The 16,346-nt window shown below is 64.8% G+C and carries 12 protein-coding genes and 2 pseudogenes; 12 read left to right on the top strand and 2 right to left on the bottom strand.

Translation table 11 applies throughout. The features are described from left to right. Positions 1-20 precede the first annotated feature (20 nt). The 10 genes and pseudogenes from NTD88_RS01840 to NTD88_RS01795 form a co-directional block, all read left to right on the top strand. Positions 21-935: an ABC transporter permease gene (locus NTD88_RS01840; protein ID WP_262155337.1), complete on the top strand. Its 915-nt coding sequence runs from the start codon at positions 21-23 to the stop codon at positions 933-935. Then, positions 932-1,750, top strand: a complete 819-nt coding sequence (locus tag NTD88_RS01835; protein WP_262155336.1) for an ABC transporter permease — start codon at positions 932-934, stop codon at positions 1,748-1,750. The genes NTD88_RS01840 and NTD88_RS01835 overlap by 4 nt, the downstream gene beginning before the upstream one ends. Beyond that, on the top strand, positions 1,747-2,745 hold the full coding sequence (locus NTD88_RS01830; RefSeq protein ID WP_262155335.1) for an ABC transporter ATP-binding protein: 999 nt from the start codon (positions 1,747-1,749) through the stop codon (positions 2,743-2,745). The genes NTD88_RS01835 and NTD88_RS01830 overlap by 4 nt, the downstream gene beginning before the upstream one ends. Beyond that, on the top strand, positions 2,742-3,638 hold the full coding sequence (locus NTD88_RS01825; RefSeq protein WP_262155334.1) for an ATP-binding cassette domain-containing protein: 897 nt from the start codon (positions 2,742-2,744) through the stop codon (positions 3,636-3,638). The genes NTD88_RS01830 and NTD88_RS01825 overlap by 4 nt, the downstream gene beginning before the upstream one ends. A gap of 3 nt (positions 3,639-3,641) precedes the next feature. Then, positions 3,642-5,147, top strand: a complete 1,506-nt coding sequence (locus tag NTD88_RS01820; protein WP_262155333.1) for an ABC transporter substrate-binding protein — start codon at positions 3,642-3,644, stop codon at positions 5,145-5,147. Positions 5,148-5,268: 121 nt separating this feature from the next. Next, positions 5,269-7,356: a hydantoinase/oxoprolinase family protein gene (locus NTD88_RS01815; protein ID WP_262155332.1), complete on the top strand. Its 2,088-nt coding sequence runs from the start codon at positions 5,269-5,271 to the stop codon at positions 7,354-7,356. Then, a complete protein-coding gene (locus NTD88_RS01810; RefSeq protein WP_262155331.1) occupies positions 7,353-9,011 on the top strand; it encodes a hydantoinase B/oxoprolinase family protein in 1,659 nt (552 codons plus the stop codon). Before NTD88_RS01815 ends, NTD88_RS01810 begins: the two co-directional genes overlap by 4 nt. Before the next feature lie 126 nt (positions 9,012-9,137). Beyond that, positions 9,138-11,576, top strand: coding sequence for a TonB-dependent receptor plug domain-containing protein (locus NTD88_RS01805; protein WP_262155330.1), 2,439 nt, complete (start codon positions 9,138-9,140; stop codon positions 11,574-11,576). A 10-nt stretch (positions 11,577-11,586) separates the two neighbouring features. After that, the gene (locus tag NTD88_RS01800; protein WP_095155095.1) at positions 11,587-12,558 is read left to right on the top strand and encodes an alpha/beta fold hydrolase; all 972 of its coding nucleotides are present in this window, start codon (positions 11,587-11,589) and stop codon (positions 12,556-12,558) included. A 17-nt stretch (positions 12,559-12,575) separates the two neighbouring features. After that, a pseudogene (locus tag NTD88_RS01795) lies at positions 12,576-12,749 on the top strand (aminotransferase class V-fold PLP-dependent enzyme); the annotation flags it as partial. Between the two features lie 80 nt (positions 12,750-12,829). Here NTD88_RS01795 and NTD88_RS01790 read toward each other — a convergent pair. Next, complete coding sequence (locus NTD88_RS01790) at positions 12,830-13,798, bottom strand: AraC family transcriptional regulator (RefSeq protein WP_262155329.1); 969 nt, start codon at positions 13,796-13,798, stop codon at positions 12,830-12,832. 103 nt (positions 13,799-13,901) lie between these two features. Between NTD88_RS01790 and NTD88_RS01785 the strand changes: the two genes are divergently transcribed. Then, a complete protein-coding gene (locus tag NTD88_RS01785) occupies positions 13,902-15,152 on the top strand; it encodes an MFS transporter (RefSeq protein WP_262155328.1) in 1,251 nt (416 codons plus the stop codon). Between the two features lie 6 nt (positions 15,153-15,158). Here NTD88_RS01785 and NTD88_RS01780 read toward each other — a convergent pair. Continuing rightward, positions 15,159-15,308: pseudogene (locus NTD88_RS01780) on the bottom strand (transposase); the annotation flags it as partial. A gap of 163 nt (positions 15,309-15,471) precedes the next feature. On the opposite strand from NTD88_RS01780, the gene NTD88_RS01775 reads away from it, so the two are divergent. Then, on the top strand, positions 15,472-16,346 hold an 875-nt coding region (locus NTD88_RS01775), incomplete at its 3' end, for a hypothetical protein (RefSeq protein WP_262155327.1).

Raw genomic sequence — 16,346 nt, 5'->3', positions numbered from 1 at the left:
GACAGCGGAGGAACGTGCTGATGTGGCATCGCCTGGCCAGTGCGCTGGTTGCCGTCTGGGGCGCGGTGACCCTGGTGTTCGTGATCACCCGGTTCATCGGCGACCCGTCGGCGCTGTTGCTGCCCATCGGCGCCAGCGCCGCGCAGATCGATGCGCTGCGGGCCCAGTTGGGGCTGGACCTGCCGCTCTGGGAGCAATACCTGCATTACCTCGGCCAGGTGTTCGAGGGCGATTTCGGCCAGTCGTTTATCAGCGGCAAGCCGGCGCTCGCCCAGGTGCTGGAACGGCTGCCGGCGACCTTGCTGCTGGGCGGTTCGGCGTTGGCGTTCGGCGTGGTGAGTGGCGGTCTGGCGGCGGTTGCGCTGGCGACCCGGGGCGATCGCCTGACGCGCTTCATTCTGCAACCGCTGGTGCTGCTGGCTCAGGCCACTCCCGGCTTCTGGCTGGGCATGCTGTTGGTGATGCTGTTTGCGGTGAACCTCGGCTGGCTGCCCAGCGGCGGCTACGGCAAGGCCAGCCATTTGGTGCTGCCGGCGGTGACCCTGGGTGCGTTCATCGCCGCCAGTGTCGCCCGGTTCCTCCAGGCCAGCCTGCTTGAGGCGCTGCACGGCGAGCACGTGCGTACCGCACTGGCGGCCGGCCTGCCGTGGAGCCATGTGTTTCGCTGGCATGTGCTGCGCAACGGGCTGGTGCCGGTGGTCACCTTCCTCGGCATTGTCGCCGGCGAACTGCTGGGCGGTGCGGTGGTGGTGGAGACTGTTTTCTCCTGGCCGGGCAGCGGGCGCTTGCTGGTGCAGTCGATCAACAGCCAGGACTTTCCGGTGATCCAGGCTGCCGTGCTGGTCGCGGCGGTGCTGTTCGTGGCGATCAATCTGCTGGTCGATCTGCTCAACCAGTGGCTGGACCCACGCATTGCCCATGGGGGGCGTCGATGATGAAGGCTGCCTTGAACAACCTGCGCCCGGTCTGGGTGGCGGGGCTATTGCTGGTGCTTGCCGTGCTCTGCGTGCAGGGGCTGGTCGACCCCGCGTATATCGATCTCGGCCAACGCCTGCGCGCGCCCGATGTGCAGCACTGGCTGGGCACCGATCAACTGGGTCGTGACTTGCTCGGGCGGATCATCCAGGGCGCGGCGCTGACCTTCGCCGTGGCGCTGGTCTCGGTGTGCTTGAGTGGCGTGCTGGGGATCACCGTCGGCATGTTCGCCGGCTATGTCGGCGGTTGGCTAGACACGCTGCTGATGCGCCTGGTGGACATGCAACTGGCGCTGCCCGGCTTGCTTCTGGCTTTGCTGGTGGCGGCGGTGTTAGGGCCGGGGCTGGGCAATCTGGTCTGGGTGCTGGTGCTGACCGGCTGGACCGGTTTCGCCCGGGTGATCCGCGCCCAGGTCATGCAGTTGCGCGGCATGGAATTCATCCTCAGCAGCCACGCCATCGGCGCGGGAGACGGGCGCATCCTGTTGCGCCACATCCTGCCTAATATCGCCGGGGCGTGCCTGGTGATCGCCACCCTGGAAGTGGCGCGGGTCATCATCGTCGAGGCTTCGCTGAGTTTTCTTGGCCTGGGTGTGCAGCCGCCGCTGGCAAGCTGGGGACGGATGCTCGTTGAAGGGCAGGTCTACATGGCCCAGGCCTGGTGGGTCGTGGCCTTTCCCGGGCTGGCGATCCTGCTGGCAGTGCTCAGCGTCAACCTGCTGAGCCGGGCGCTCAAGCGCCGCTTCGATCAGCACCAACCGGGGAGAGGGCGATGAGCGCGTTGCTGGAAATCGACAACCTCAGCATCGGCTTCGACACCGCCCAGGGCATGCTGCTGGCGGTCGACCGCCTGAGCTACCTCGTAGAAGCCGGCGAAACCCTCGGTATCGTCGGTGAAAGCGGCAGCGGCAAAAGCGTCCATGCCTTGGCCATCGCCGGCCTGCTCGACCATCCCGCCGCGCGCATTCTGGGCGGCAGCATCCGCTTCGAGGGCCGCGACCTGCGCGGCCTCAGCCGGCGTGAGTGGACGCAGATCCGCGGCCGTCATATCGGCTTCGTGTTCCAGGACCCAATGACTGCGCTCAATCCGCTGCTGACCATCGGCCAGCAACTGAAAGCGCCGCTGAAGTATCACCTCGGCCTGAGCGAGCGCGAGGCCCGCCAGCGTTGCCGCGAGTTGCTCGACCAAGTGGGTATCGGCGAGGCGGACAAGCGCCTGCGCCAGTTCCCCCATCAACTGTCCGGCGGCCTGCGCCAGCGGGTGCTGATTGCCATGGGGATTTCCCTCGGGCCGAAACTGCTGATCGCCGACGAGGCCACCACGGCACTGGACGTGACGGTCCAGGCCCAGATCGTCGATCTGGTCATGGCGCTCAAGGCGCAACTGGGCCTGAGCCTGATCTGGATTTCCCACGACCTCGGCGTGGTCGCCCGGCTCGCCGACACGGTGCAGGTGATGTATGCCGGGCGCATCCTCGAACGCGGTCCGGTCGATGCGTTGTTCTACGACCCGCGCAACGCCTACACCCTGGGCCTGTTGCGCTCGCTGCCGCGCCCCGAGCGCCAGCGTCTGCAGGCCATCCCCGGCCAGCCGCCGGACCTGCGCACGGCGCGGCCGGGCGACCCGTTCGCGGTGCGCAATCGCTACGCCACGCCGCGCTGTTTCATCGAACAGCCGCCCCTGCGTCAGGTGGTTGAGGGTGCGGCCGGGCACCTGTCAGCCAGTTGGTATGACTTGCGATCGATCATTGCCCGGGAGGGCGGTATATGAGCCTGCAACCCTTGCTCCGGGCCGAAGGCCTGTCGCGGACCTTCCGCCAGGGCGGATGGCTGCGCCAGACCAGCACCCCTGCGGTGCGGGATGTCAGCCTGCACATCATGCCGGGAGAAACCCTGGCGCTGGTGGGTGAGTCCGGCTCCGGCAAAAGCACCCTCGGACGCTTGCTCAGTGGCCTGGACCAGGCCGACTCCGGCCGCGTCGAATTCGCCGGCCAGCGCATCGCCGGCCTGGACGCGGCGCGCTTGCGGGCGGTGCGACGGGACCTGCAAGTGATCTTCCAGGATCCCTACAGCGCTATCGACCCGCGCATGGCGGTCGGCGATTTCGTTGCCGAGCCACTGCGGGTGCACAAGGCGTTCTTTGACGCTGATGACCTGCAACGCCAGGTTGCCGGACTGATGCGCAAGGTCGGGCTCGACCCGGCCATGGGCGACCGTCGTGCTCGCGAGTTTTCCGGTGGTCAGCGCCAGCGCTTGTGCATCGCCCGGGCCATCGCGCTGAAACCGAAACTGATCGTCGCCGACGAGCCGATCACCGCGCTGGACGTGTCGATCCAGGCACAGATCATCAACCTGCTGATGGACCTGCAACAGGAACTGGGCGTCACTTACCTGTTCATCAGCCATGACCTGAGCATGGTCCGCCATGTCAGTCAGCGGGTGGCGGTGATGCGCGAGGGGCGGATCGTCGAACTGGCGCCCACCGCACAACTGTTCAGCGACCCGCGCCACCCTTATACCCAGGCGCTGCTGTCCGCCGTGCCGGTGCCCGACCCGCGCATCGAGCGGGCCCGCCAGCGGTTGTACTTCGACCCGCAACAACACCCCATCGGCGACGACGCGAGCCTGCGTCTGGTGGGGCCTGACCACTATGTTCTCGGATAAGCCATGCGTGCTTTGCTTGCCCTGCTGATTGCCCTGGCGCTGCCGGCCCAGGCCGACAGCCATGTCGATATCGCCCTGAACGGCGAGGTGAATACCTTCGACCCGCACATGTCCGCGACCATCGCTACCGACCTGAGCGTGGCCAGTCACCTGTACAACGCGCTGATCCTGCGCGGGCCGGACCTGCGCCTGCAGCCGTCGCTGGCCTTGCGCTGGCGCAACCTGGAGCCGACCCGCTGGGAATTCGACCTCGCGCCGCAGGCGCGCTTCGCCAACGGCGAGCCGCTGGATGCCGAGGCCGTGGTGTGGAACCTGAACCGGGTGCGTGATCCCGCGACCAAGTCGCGCATCGCGCCGTGGTTCCGGCAGATCGCCAGCGCCCATGCCGAAGGGCCGCACACCCTGGTGATCGTCACTGACGGCGCGTTTCCGACGTTGCCGGCGCAACTGTCGATGCTGTTCATGCTGCCGCCGCGCTGGACCGCCAGCCACGATCCCGCCCGCGAGGTGATGCCCAGCGGTCCGTACCGGATCGCCTCGCGACAACAGGGCGATGTGCTGACGCTGGTGCGTAACGAGCAGTCCTGGCAGCCGCACCCGGCCTTCGACGAGGTGCGCCTGCACAGCCTGCCGGATGCCTCGGCGCGGGTGTCGGCGCTGCTGGCCGGCGAGGTCGACTGGATCAACGCCATCCCACTGAGCGAGGTGCGGCGTATCCAGGGCAGCGGCAGGGCGCTGGCCGGCGTCAGTGCGCCGGGTACTCGCTCGGTGTTCATCAAACTCAATACGCTGCGCCCGCCGTTGAACGATGTGCGGGTGCGACAGGCGCTCAATTACGCAATTGACAAGCAAGGCATGACCTCCGCGCTGTTCGATGGCCAGGCGGCAGTCAGCGCTTGCCAACTGCTTACGCCGGTCTACTTCGGCTACAACGCGGACCTGCGGGCCTATCCCTACGATCCGGCGAAGGCCCGGCGCCTGCTCGCCGAAGCGGGTGTCGCCGCAGGCACCCGCTTGCGTCTGGAAGTACCGGCCAACACTTACCTGCAAGGCGACGAGGTGACCCAGGTGATCGCCTCGCAATTGCAGGATGTCGGCCTGGATATCGAGCTGGTGCAGTACGACTTTTCCACCTGGATCAACCGCTACCTCAAGGCGCAGAAGCTCGGCGACATGGCCTTGCTTGCCTACGCCTGGCCCAGCCTCGATGCCGACGGCGTGCTGTCGCTGCTGCAAAGCGACAGCATCTACGCCTATTACCGCGACGCGAGGCTCGACCGCCTGCTCGCCGCCGGGCGCAGCGTTCTCGATGAAGCGACACGCCGCGCCACTTACCAGGAGGCCACCGCCCACCTGTGCGAGCAGGCGCCGGTGCTGTATCTCTACGAGCAGCCGTTCACCTATGGCGCCTCGCCGCGCATCCAGTGGCAGGCCCGCTCAGATGACTGGGTCCGCGCCTACGACATGCAGCCTGCAGAGGCTGCCAAATCCGCCGATTCCGCCTCCTGAACCCGATATAACGATATGCGATTAAACCATTGGTGAACCTTCACTTTGCTCTTTAGTATTCATATTAAGCATTCATGGCGTTCAATCATGTCAAAAGAGAATTTTAACGGGAGAGGCGGGAATGACTGAAAAGCGCAACGCGCTACCCGCCCGGGGCCTGCGAATAGGCGTGGACACCGGCGGCACCTTCACCGACATCTGCCTCTACGATCCGGCCAGCGGCACCCTGCAAGTATGGAAAATCAGCAGCAGTAACGCCGACCCGTCGGAGGCCATCGTCGCCGGCATTCGCGAGGTGTTGCAGGTGAGCGGCCAGCCCGCCGGCGACGTGGCCTACGTCGGCCACGGCACCACGGTCGCGACCAACGCCCTGATTGAAGGCCGCACTGCGCGCACCGCTTTGCTGACCACTGCGGGCTTTCGCGATGTGGTGGAAATTGGCCGCCAGACCCGGCCGACGCTGTACGACCTGCAAGTGCGCAAGGTGACCCCGCTGGCCTCCCGCGACCTGCGCCTGGAGCTGGACGAGCGGGTGCGTTTCGACGGCTCGGTGGCCAAGGCGCTGAACCCGCGTCAGGTGCTGGAGCGCGTCGCGCAACTTGAGGCGGCGGGTGTGGAAGCGGTGGCGGTGGGCTTCCTGTTTTCCCATCTGGCGCCGGAGCATGAAGCGACGGTCGCGAAGATCCTCGAAGAGCGCCTGCCGAACGTGTTCGTCAGCACCTCGCATCAGGTCGCGGCCGAGTACCGCGAGTTCGAACGCTTTTCCACCACCCTGGTGAACGCCGCCCTCGGCCCTGTGATGCGCGATTACCTGGGCCGCCTGCAACCGCGGCTGGCCGCGTTGGGCGTTGCCGCGGCGCCGCGCCTGACCCAGAGCAACGGCGGCATCATCTCCGCCAGCCATGCCGCGCAGTACCCGGTCAAGACGGTGCTGTCCGGGCCGGCAGCCGGGGTCATGGGCGCGGTCGAAGTGGCGCGGGCTGCGGGGATCGGCGACATCATCACCTTCGACATGGGCGGCACCTCCAGCGACGTGTCCCTGACCCGCAACGGCGCCGCGTCGCTGTCGACCCGCGCCAGCGTCCACGGTCACCCGCTGAAAGTGCCGCAACTGGATATTCACGCCGTTGGCGCCGGTGGCGGTTCCATCGCCCGGGTCGATGCCGGCGGCCTGCTCAAGGTCGGCCCGGCTAGCGCCGGTGCCTGGCCGGGGCCGGTCTGCTACGGCCAGGGCAACCTGGAGCCGACCGTCACCGACGCCAATGTGGTGTTGCAGGTGCTCAACCCGACGCACCTGCTGGGCGGACGCATGCCGATCAACCGGGGCCAGGCCGTCGAGGCCATCGACCGCCTCGCGCAGTCGCTGGGCATGGACCTGTTCGAAACGGCCCAGGGCATTCTGTCGGTGGTCACGGCCAACATGGCCAAGGCAATCCGGGTGATTTCCATCGAGCGCGGCCACGACCCGCGTGACTTTGTGCTGATGGCATTCGGCGGCGCCGGACCGCTCCACGCCGCGCGCCTGGCCCGCGAGCTGGAGATCCGCCGGGTTCTGGTGCCGCGCAACCCGGGCATTCTCTGTGCCATGGGCCTGTTGCTCAGCGACGCCCGCACCCATTTCGCCAAGGGCTGCCTGCTGCGCCTGGACGAGGCCGGGGGCGCCGCGTTGGAACAGGGCTTCGACGGCCTGGAGCAACAGGCCAGCGACTGGTTCGAGCAGGAGGCGATCGCCGTCGAGGCGCGTCAGGTCAAGCGCTTTGTCGATGCGCGCTATGCCGGTCAGGCCCATGAGCTGTTGATCGAAAGCCCGCCGGGGCCGATTGCCGCGGACTGGCTGGCGCGGGTGCGCCAGGCCTTCGAACTGGAGCACCGGCAGATCTACGGCTTCGACGCCGCCAACGAGCCGATCCATGTGATCGCCATGCGCGTCGAAGCGACCGGCAAGGTCGACAAGGCGGTGCTGGTCGAGCAGCCACTGGCCTCGGGCGACGTCGCCGAGGCCCGGGTGGGCCAGCGCGAGGTCTGGTATCCGCAGGTTCGCGGCTTCGTCGCCACACCGGTTTATGACCGCGAGCGGCTGGGTGCCGGGCACTCGCTCAACGGGCCGGCGATCATCGAACAGATGGACAGCACGACCCTGGTGCTGGAGGGCCAGCGGGCCACGGTGGACCGCTATCTGAACATCCTGATCGAGGAGCAAGGCGAATGAGCGCACCGTCCGTTACCCCCGTCGCCCGCAAGGTCGATCCGATCACCGTCGAGGTGATTGGCTGCGCCTTGTCGACCATCGTCGAGCAGATGGGCGAGGCGATCATCCGCGCCGCCTACTCGGCCAACATCAAGGAGCGGCGCGACTGCTCCGCGGCGATTTTCGACACCGAGGGTCTGATCATCGCCCAAGCCGAGCAGATCCCGCTGCACCTCGGCTCGCTGCTGGGCATCGTCGCCGAAACCCTCAAGCGCGCCGACCTCAGTGCGGTGCGCGCCGGTGATGTGTTCATCGGCAACGATGCCCACACCGGCGGCGGCACTCACCTCAATGACATCGTCCTGCTGGAGCCGGTGTTCGTCGAAGGCCGGCTGTTCGCCTGGGTCGCCAACCTGGCGCACCACTCCGATTTCGTCGACCGTGGGCATGCCCATATTTATCAGGAAGGCCTGCGCATCCCGCCGATCAAGCTCTACCGCGAGCGCCAGGTGCAGCAGGATGTCCTCGACCTGATTCTGCTCAACTGCCAGGTGCCGCACGAGCGTATCAACGACCTCAGCGCGCAGATGGCCTCGAACAAACTCGGCGTGGAGCGGGTCCAGGCACTCTGCGAGCGCTACGGCGCCGCCACCGTGGCCGAGGCCAGCACGCTGCTGCTCGACTACAGCGAGCGCAAGACCCGCGCCGGGATTGCCGCGATCCCGGACGGCCGCTATGTGTTCGAGCACGACTTCGATACCAGCCTGTGGCCGGACATCCTCACCCTCAAAGTGGCCATCGAAGTGACGGGGGAGGAGATCCTCTTCGATTTCGACGGCTGCCCGCCGCAGACCCGCTCGGGGCTGAACATGGTCGCCACGGTGCTGCGAGCGGTGGTGTATTACGTGGTCAAGACCCTGATCGACAGCGACACGCCGGCCAACGCCGGTCTGCATCGACCGATCCGCATCAGCGCGCCTTATGGCTCGATCGTCAACGCCGCGCCGCCAGCGGCGGTGTACAGCCGTCACGATATTGCCCAGCGCCTGACCGACATGCTCTTCGCGGCCCTGGCCCAGGCCATCCCCGAGCGGGTGCTGGCCGGGTCCACCGGGGTCACGGTGCTGACCATGAGCGGCGTTCACCCGCGCACTGGCCAGTTCAATGTCTACAACGAGAGCATGGGCGGTGGCCTCGGCGCACGCTTTGCCCAGGACGGTATCGACGGCGTGCACGTGCATGGCACCAACTCGGCGAACATCCCGGTCGAGGCGCTGGAGAGCGAGCACCCGCTGATGATCCACGCTTACGAACTGGTCCAGGACTCCGGCGGCGCCGGCGAATTTCGCGGTGGCATGGCCATCCGCCGGGTCGTTTCGCCGGTCGATCATGTCGCCACCGTCAACCTCGGCGGGCCACACAACCGCGTGCCACCGTGGGGCCTTGTCGGTGGCTTGCCGGGCAGCACCTCGCGGATCGAACTGGGCGCTGGCGTCGCCGCGCTGCGCAACCGCACCGGCACCTTGCAGCCGGGCCAGACCGCGGCCGCGATCACCTCCGGTGGCGGCGGTGTCGGCGACCCGAGGCAGCGCGCACGGGAAAAGGTGCTCCAGGACCTGCGCGAAGAGCGGATCTCGCCCGCCGCCGCCCGCGACATCTATGGACTGGATACCTGAGCAGCAGACCCGTTCCGCCTTGCCGAACCCAAAACCCCAAAAACCAACGTGCGCCAGAGGCGCACACGCCGTCAGCCGACCACGGTACGCGGTATCCACTTCAGTACCACTGGATGCCCTATAACGATGCCAACATTTAGCCGCACCCCTCATCCTTACTCACCGCTTGCCTTGTGCATCTTCGCCAGCGTCGGGCTGCTCAGCGAGAGCGCCCTGGCGGCCACTGCCACCGATCCGGCGCTGGAAACCGTGACCGTCACCGGCACCCGGGGCGAACAGCGCACCGTCATCAGCAGCCCGGCACCGATCGACGTGATCCCCGCCGCGCAGCTCAAGACCGTGGGCCGCGACGGCCTGATGGAAACCCTGAACGCACTGCTGCCGTCCTACAACCTGCCGGCCATGAGCGGCGCCGGTGCCAGCGGCGTGATCCGCGCCGCCGGCCTGCGCGGGCTCAACGCCGACCAGGTGCTGGTGCTGGTCAACGGCAAGCGCCGCCACAACAGCGGCCTGCTGCAGAGCGGCTCCTGGACCAGCAGCGGCTCGACCCCGGCCGACCTCGACCTGATTCCGACCAACCTGATCGAACGCATCGAAGTCCTGCGGGACGGCGCTGCCGCGCAATACGGCTCGGACGCCATCGCCGGGGTGATCAACATCATCCTCAAGCAGGAAGACAGCGGCGGACAGGCCTCGGCCAGCTACGGCCAGAACTACCTGGGCGATGGCTCCACCCGCCAGGAAAGCGTCAGCCACGGCTTTGCCCTGCCCAACGACGGCTTCGTCCACCTGGCCCTGGAAAACCGCAACCAGGACCGCTTCACCCGGGCCGAACCGGTGGTCCGCGAAGGCTTCGCGGCCAATGGCGTGACCCGTGTGCCCAAGGCCTACGAGGTGGTCAACGAAGGCTACGGCAACCCCGAGAGCAACATCACCAACTTCGCCTACAACGCCGAGTTGCCGCTGTCCGATGTCACTTCGCTGTATTCGTTCTCGACCCTGAGCCACCGCGACGGCTACAAGCACGCCAACTTCCGCCAGGCCACCGCCAACGGCAACATCACCGAGATCTACCCGGATGGCGCCTCGGCCAAACGGCCGCTGGACGAGGACGACTTCCAGGTGGTGTTCGGCACCCGTGGCGAACTGGCCGGCTGGAACACCGACCTGAGTACCAGCTACAGCCGCGACTACATTCGCCTGACCACCTCACGCAACCTCAACGCCAGCTTCGGCCCCGAGAGCCCGACCACGTTCTACATGGGTAGCCAGACGTTCAAGCAGTGGGTCAATAACCTCGATTTCACCCAAGCGTTCGACATCGGCCTGGCCAAGCCGACCCAAGTGTCGTTCGGCGTCGAGCACCGCTTCGAAGACTGGAAACTGGGGCAGGGCGAGTACCTGTCCTGGGCGCGCGGCGACTACGTCTACACCAGCGGTCCCTTCGCCGGTCAGGAGCCCAACACCTCGTCGAGCGTGCGTGGCGTCAGCCCTGACGATGCCGGCCAGGCCGACCGCAATGTCTACGCGGGCTACGTCGATGTCGGCTTTTATCCCACCGACAAGCTCTACACCGCGGTGGCCCTGCGTCACGAGCGCTATGACGACTCGGCCGGCAGCACCACCAACGGCAAGCTGACCACCCGCTACGACTTCACCCCCGAGTTCGCCCTGCGCGCGACCGTGAGCAACGGCTTCCGCGCGCCATCGCTGGCGCAGAGCGTCTACCAGCAGAGTTCGGTGAGTTCCTACCAGGCCACCACCAACGGCTACACCCAGTACTACTACAAGCACCTCGCGCCTGATTCGGCGGTGGGCCAGGCACTCGGCGCCAAGGCGCTGAAACCGGAGAAATCGCAGAACTTCAGCGTCGGTTTCACCTGGCAGCCGCTGCCGCAGATGACCACCACCCTGGACGTCTACCAGATCAATATCGACGACCGCCTGGTGCTGTCCGACATCCTCACCGGCCGCGATGTCGTCGCGGTGATGGAGTCCTACGGCCTGCGTGATTTCAACGGCGCGCAGTTCTACACCAACGCTGTCGATACCCGCACCCGTGGCGTCGACCTGCTGACCGACTACCGCGCCGACTACGGCCAGTTCGGCCAGGTGCGCTGGAGCGCCGCGCTCAACCACAACGAGACCAAGATCGAAAGCATCAAGGACGACATCACCACGCCGTCGGGCAGCGGCGTTTTCGGCCACTCGGCCCAGGGCTACCTGCTGCGCGGCAACCCGCGCGACAAGATCATCCTCGGTGCCGACTGGCGTGTCGGCCAGTGGCGCAGCAACCTGCGGGTGACCCGTTTTGGCGAAGTGACCCAGCCGGGCTCGACCCAGGACACCGACCGTACCTTCGGCGCCAAATGGATCACCGACCTGAACGTCGGTTACGACTTCAGCAACGGCGTGTCGCTGGAAGTGGGGGCCAACAACCTGTTCGACGTGGTCCCCGACAAGAACGGCATCACCAGCAGCACCGGGCTGGGCCAATACGGCTACATCTCGCCGTTCGGCTTTGGTGGCGGCTACTGGTACACGCGCCTTGCCTACAACTTCTGAGGGACCATCGATGCACAGGAGAACCGTGCTCCAGACCCTCGGCACACTCACCGCGGGCGCCGCATTGGCGCCGCTGCTGGCGCGTGCCGGCCAACCCGACAACCGCAAGGCGAGGCACATGCCGGACATCAAGCGTAACCAATCCATCGTCATCAACGGCGCGACCCTCAACTACTCGATCGCCGGTGAAACCAATGAACAGCCACTGATCGTTCTCCACGGCGGTCGCGGTCAAGGCCAGCACGACGGCGTATTCGCCGCCCACGCCGCGTTTGGCGACCGCTACAAAGTCATCGGCTTCGACATGCGCGGCCACGGCCATTCGAGCGTGACGCCGCCGTTCACCTTCGATCAGATTGTCGAAGACATCGAGCAACTGCGCGTGACCCTCGGCGGCGGGCGCAAGCTGATCCTGCAGGGCGGCTCGTTCGGCGGCTTTATTGCCCAGGCGTATGCGGTGCGGTATCCGCAACACCTGTCGCACCTGATCCTGCGCGGCACCGCGCCGAGCTATCGGCACGAGGTGGAGGCCACCGCCAACCTCAAGGCACGGGCGGCGAAGAAAGCGCCGATGGCCACCGAAGCCATGTTGCAGAAAATCTTCACGCCCACGCTTGTGGACGACGAAGAGTTCCGCCTGATCATGTTCGCCCTGGCGCCGATGTACGTGCCGGACGGCGTCGCCCCGGATCTGGACGGCCTGCTCGAACGCAGCCGCACCGGCATCTACCGGGCGAAAGTGCACAACGACCTGTACGAGCCCGAGGTATGGCATGCGTTTGATGTGGTTGAGCAACTGGCTCGGGTCAAATGCCCGGCGCTGGTGATCTGCGGCGCTGAAGACTGGATCTGCGATCCGGTGCAATCGAAGATCATCGCCGAGCACCTGCCGGGCGCCCGACTGGTTGTAGTACCCGGTGCAGACCATGCGATCCCTGCCGATGTGCTGTACCGCGAAACTGACCGCTTCCTGCACGGTTAGGTCGCCATAAAGGCACCGGGGCGGTGGTGTGGACCTCCGGTGCAACCGAATCCAACAACCTCGCCCTCAAGGGCATCGCCGCGTCGGCAGGGCAGCGACGACACATCATCTCCAGCCGGCTGGAGCACAAGGCGGTGCTGGACACATTCAACCAGTTGGCGGGTGAAGGCTTCGACGTCACTTGGCTGGCCGTCGTCCGTTGCCATTCGTTTATCTTGAATAATGCCAATGCCGCCCATTGTGGCCCATCCACTAATAATTCCACTCAGCTTCAGGTGGCAGCCGACGGCCTCAACCTCCGACTCAACCCAGGCGTATTACCCGTAACACGCTTGAAGGCCCGACTGAACGCCGCCTGAGACGTATAGCCCAAACGCTGCGCGACCTCTTCAATTGGCATCCTTTCCAGTGTCAGCCACTGGCTGGCAAGCCGCATTCGCACTTCGGTGACGTAGCGCAGCGGGGTCATGCCGATCGTCAATTGAAAACGCTCCGCAAAGACCGAGCGGGACGTATTGCATTGCTCCGCCAACTGCTCGACGGTCCAGTCGCGGCCCGGTTGTTGATGCAGCGCCAGAAGTGCACCTGCCAGCCGCGGGTCGCGCAGGGCGGCAACCAGGCCGGAGGCGTTGCCGCAGGCGCACTCGACCCAACCTCGAACGACCATCGCGGCGACCACGTCGGCCAATCGCGCGAGGATGCCGGCGAAGCCAACGCGTGCGGCGCTGACCTCGCGCTCCATGGTGGTGAGAATAGGCACCAGCCCGGGGTAACGCTGGCCACCGGCATCAATCAGCATCAGGCCCGGCATCAGCTTGCCAAGGCCATGGAGGCTGCCCAATTCGAATTCCATGCATCCACTGAACAAAAGCGTGGTCGGCATGGGGCCGGCATCGGTTCCGGTGTCCACCGCGCTGACGGTGTCGCCGAGAGGCTCACCGTCCAGAAGGTCGATGTCCTGCACGGGCACGTGCGTATGCGAGAGCAATTGATGGGCCGCGCCATGGGCGATGAAGACGGCGTTACCGGCGGACAGCGCATAGGTTGTCCCGTCTTCCATGCGCAGCACCGTGTTGCCGAACGCCAGGAAGTGGAACCAGGCATGCCCGGGTTTGGCAGCGAAGCCCAAGCCGAAGGCCGGACCCGCCTGGATACGCCGGTACTCGACACCGCGCAGGCGCATGCCGCGCAACAGCTCGTTGATGAGATCGGAAGAGAGGGCAAATGGGTCTGTCGGCATTGTTCAGGTGTTTTGGTCAAAAAGTTGAGTTTTTCGATCATAGATCATCCGAATTCTCGCGCCTAGACTGCGGGTCGCACTTGAAGATTGGGAGATCCGTGCAATGACTGACCTTGTATGCAATGCCGTACCCGACAGCCGTTCCGGCGCCGGGCCGGATGCAGAACCTGCAACCCCCGCGTGGATGGCCGTATTCTCGTTGGCCATGGGCGTGTTTGGCTTGCTGACCGCTGAGTACCTTCCGGCCAGCCTGTTGACGCCGATGGCGACCGAGTTGGGGGTATCCGAAGCGCTGGCTGGCCAAGCGGTCACGGTGACAGCCGTGGTGGCGCTGTTCGCCGGCCTGTTGGTGCCAGGCCTGACTCGCAGTATCGATCGCCGCTGGGTGTTGCTGGGTTTTTCCACGTTGATGATCGCTTCCAATCTGTTGGTCGCCGTTTCCTCCAGTTTCGCGGTGCTGTTGTTGATGCGCATCTTGTTGGGCATCGCGCTTGGCGGGTTTTGGAGCATGGCGGCGGCGGTGGCGATGCGCCTGGTGCCGGGGGCTTTGTTGCCGCGAGCGCTCTCGATCATTTTCAGCGGCATCGCCATCGGGACGGTGGTTGCGGTCCCGCTGGGCAGTTATCTGGGCGGGCTTTATGGCTGGCGCAGCGCGTTCTTTGCAGCGGCGGCGGTGGGGGTGGCGACCCTGGTTTTCCAGTCACTCACGCTGCCGAGCCTTGCGCCGCGTCAGCCGGCACGCCTGCGCACGGTGCTTGAGGTGTTGCAGCGGCCAGGCATTGCAATGGGGATGTTCGGTTGTGTGCTGGTGCACAGCGGCCACTTCGCGATGTTCACGTATGTTCGGCCATTCCTCGAAGGTACGACCGGCATTGGCCCACAGGGGCTGTCGTTGATGTTGCTGGGTTTTGGTGTGGCGAACTTTGTCGGCACATTGGTGGCCGGGTGGATGCTTACCCGCCACCCGTTGGCCACCCTGGTGTTGATGCCTGCGCTGGTGGGCGTTGCGGCACTGGCGCTGGTCCTGTTGCCGGCGTCGGTGCCAGGGCAGGCCGTTCTGCTGGCGGTCTGGGGCCTGGCCTTTGGGGGTGTGCCGGTGGCGTGGTCGAACTGGGTCGCCAGCGCGGTTCCTGACCAGGCGGAAAGCGCCGGGGGCATGGTGGTAGCGTCTGTGCAGTCGGCCATCGCCACGGGCGCTGCCGCTGGTGGGGCAATGTTCAGCCTCGGTGGCAGCGCAGGCGTATTCGTGGCGGCGGCCGTGCTGATGCTGCTGGCCGCGCTGCTGATTGCACTGCGTGTGCGCGTTCCTACAGTAGATGGTGCTGTGCTGAACGGGTCGGCACTCCATTTGTGATTTAGCTCTCCACGCGGCACCTGAGCAGAGCACCCAGAGCACGCCATCGAGCATCAGGCGGTCGCTCAGGCGGGGCCGCCCCCGGCCATGGGTTTCGGTGAAGAGATCAGTAACCACAGCCCAGGCCTCATCCGAGAGTTCGTAACGCTTAGCCATCATAGGATTCCTTTCCGTAGATGGCTGGAAACTCTACAAAACTTCAGCTTCCGAGGAGCGCCGACTGGGTTTCTCGGGATTTCGTACAGAGCCTAGGGACAAATGGTTTGGCGGCTCGCGTCCTGACTACGGCCAAGTTGCGGCAGATGCGTTCGGGAATGCGTTGGTTGATTATGCCGTTCGCCAGCTTCAGGGTGTATCGAATCGGGATCGCTACAGGTATGCGCTCGCTTCCGTTGATGCAGATAAAATGCAAGGCATGATGTCTACCGATGCAGGAAGCATCGTTGAAAAACGAGATAAGTCCACCCTGTTCATTACTCCTGCCGATGGCGTGCATATCTATGCCAGATCAGACTCGGTGGAACCTGTAAGTGGCTATGAGGGCTTCAAGATTTTCAATAATATGGGTGTTATGCTGTCAGGGTGGAATGATAGTCTCTATAGTCTTCCAGAGGATTTGGCATATCCATATGTTCAAGCAGGTAAAATGTCGCTTGATACTGTATCGCAAGTGACTAGGTTTGCGGCTTACCTATTGGGTATGCAGTATGATTATTCTATGAGGAGTGATCTGTTTAATAGCGTTAAAAACGACGGTGTCACCACCACTGTTTGGAAGGGAGTTGGAGGTGTGGTGCAGAGCGCTGTCTCACCTTTCAAAGCATTGGTTGATGGAGATGCTTATGCTATCGGAAATAGCAGTGTCCCATTTTTTCTTGGCGGGGCGGCTGCCAAGGCTAGCGCGGGACGTATGGTTTCAGTACCAATTAACCCTACGGTTTTTCGCGTGCAAGGTGGTAGAATGACTAAGGCGAGTCGCGAATTAATTAGTATAAATGATGCTGGTGATCCAGTAATTAAAAAAGGAACTATTAACATAAATATAGGGGGCTTTGAGCACGCTGAGTATTTTTTAGGATTGCGCCCTGGTGCTAAAATCACTTCTTTTGAGGTCCCTCAATGGATGGATGATTTCATACAGCGAGAAGCAGTCGGGCAGTATGGTTACCGTACTAGGCTCTGTACGAAATCCCA

Origin of the sequence: Pseudomonas sp. 20P_3.2_Bac5 (genome assembly GCF_025466035.1) — a bacterium.
Lineage (GTDB): Bacteria > Pseudomonadota > Gammaproteobacteria > Pseudomonadales > Pseudomonadaceae > Aquipseudomonas.
This window is presented reverse-complemented; position numbering and strand designations above follow the sequence as displayed.

Excerpts from the sequence above, each read along its gene's own strand:
- NTD88_RS01840 (WP_262155337.1), top strand. The coding sequence starts at position 21 with ATGTGGCATCGCCTGGCCAGTGCGCTGGTTGCCGTCTGGGGCGCGGTG.
- NTD88_RS01790 (WP_262155329.1), bottom strand. The coding sequence starts at position 13,798 with ATGCCGACAGACCCATTTGCCCTCTCTTCCGATCTCATCAACGAGCTG.
- NTD88_RS01830 (WP_262155335.1), top strand. The coding sequence starts at position 1,747 with ATGAGCGCGTTGCTGGAAATCGACAACCTCAGCATCGGCTTCGACACC.
- NTD88_RS01815 (WP_262155332.1), top strand. The coding sequence starts at position 5,269 with ATGACTGAAAAGCGCAACGCGCTACCCGCCCGGGGCCTGCGAATAGGC.
- NTD88_RS01810 (WP_262155331.1), top strand. The coding sequence starts at position 7,353 with ATGAGCGCACCGTCCGTTACCCCCGTCGCCCGCAAGGTCGATCCGATC.
- NTD88_RS01825 (WP_262155334.1), top strand. The coding sequence starts at position 2,742 with ATGAGCCTGCAACCCTTGCTCCGGGCCGAAGGCCTGTCGCGGACCTTC.
- NTD88_RS01785 (WP_262155328.1), top strand. The coding sequence starts at position 13,902 with ATGACTGACCTTGTATGCAATGCCGTACCCGACAGCCGTTCCGGCGCC.
- NTD88_RS01820 (WP_262155333.1), top strand. The coding sequence starts at position 3,642 with ATGCGTGCTTTGCTTGCCCTGCTGATTGCCCTGGCGCTGCCGGCCCAG.
- NTD88_RS01805 (WP_262155330.1), top strand. The coding sequence starts at position 9,138 with ATGCCAACATTTAGCCGCACCCCTCATCCTTACTCACCGCTTGCCTTG.
- NTD88_RS01800 (WP_095155095.1), top strand. The coding sequence starts at position 11,587 with ATGCACAGGAGAACCGTGCTCCAGACCCTCGGCACACTCACCGCGGGC.
- NTD88_RS01835 (WP_262155336.1), top strand. The coding sequence starts at position 932 with ATGATGAAGGCTGCCTTGAACAACCTGCGCCCGGTCTGGGTGGCGGGG.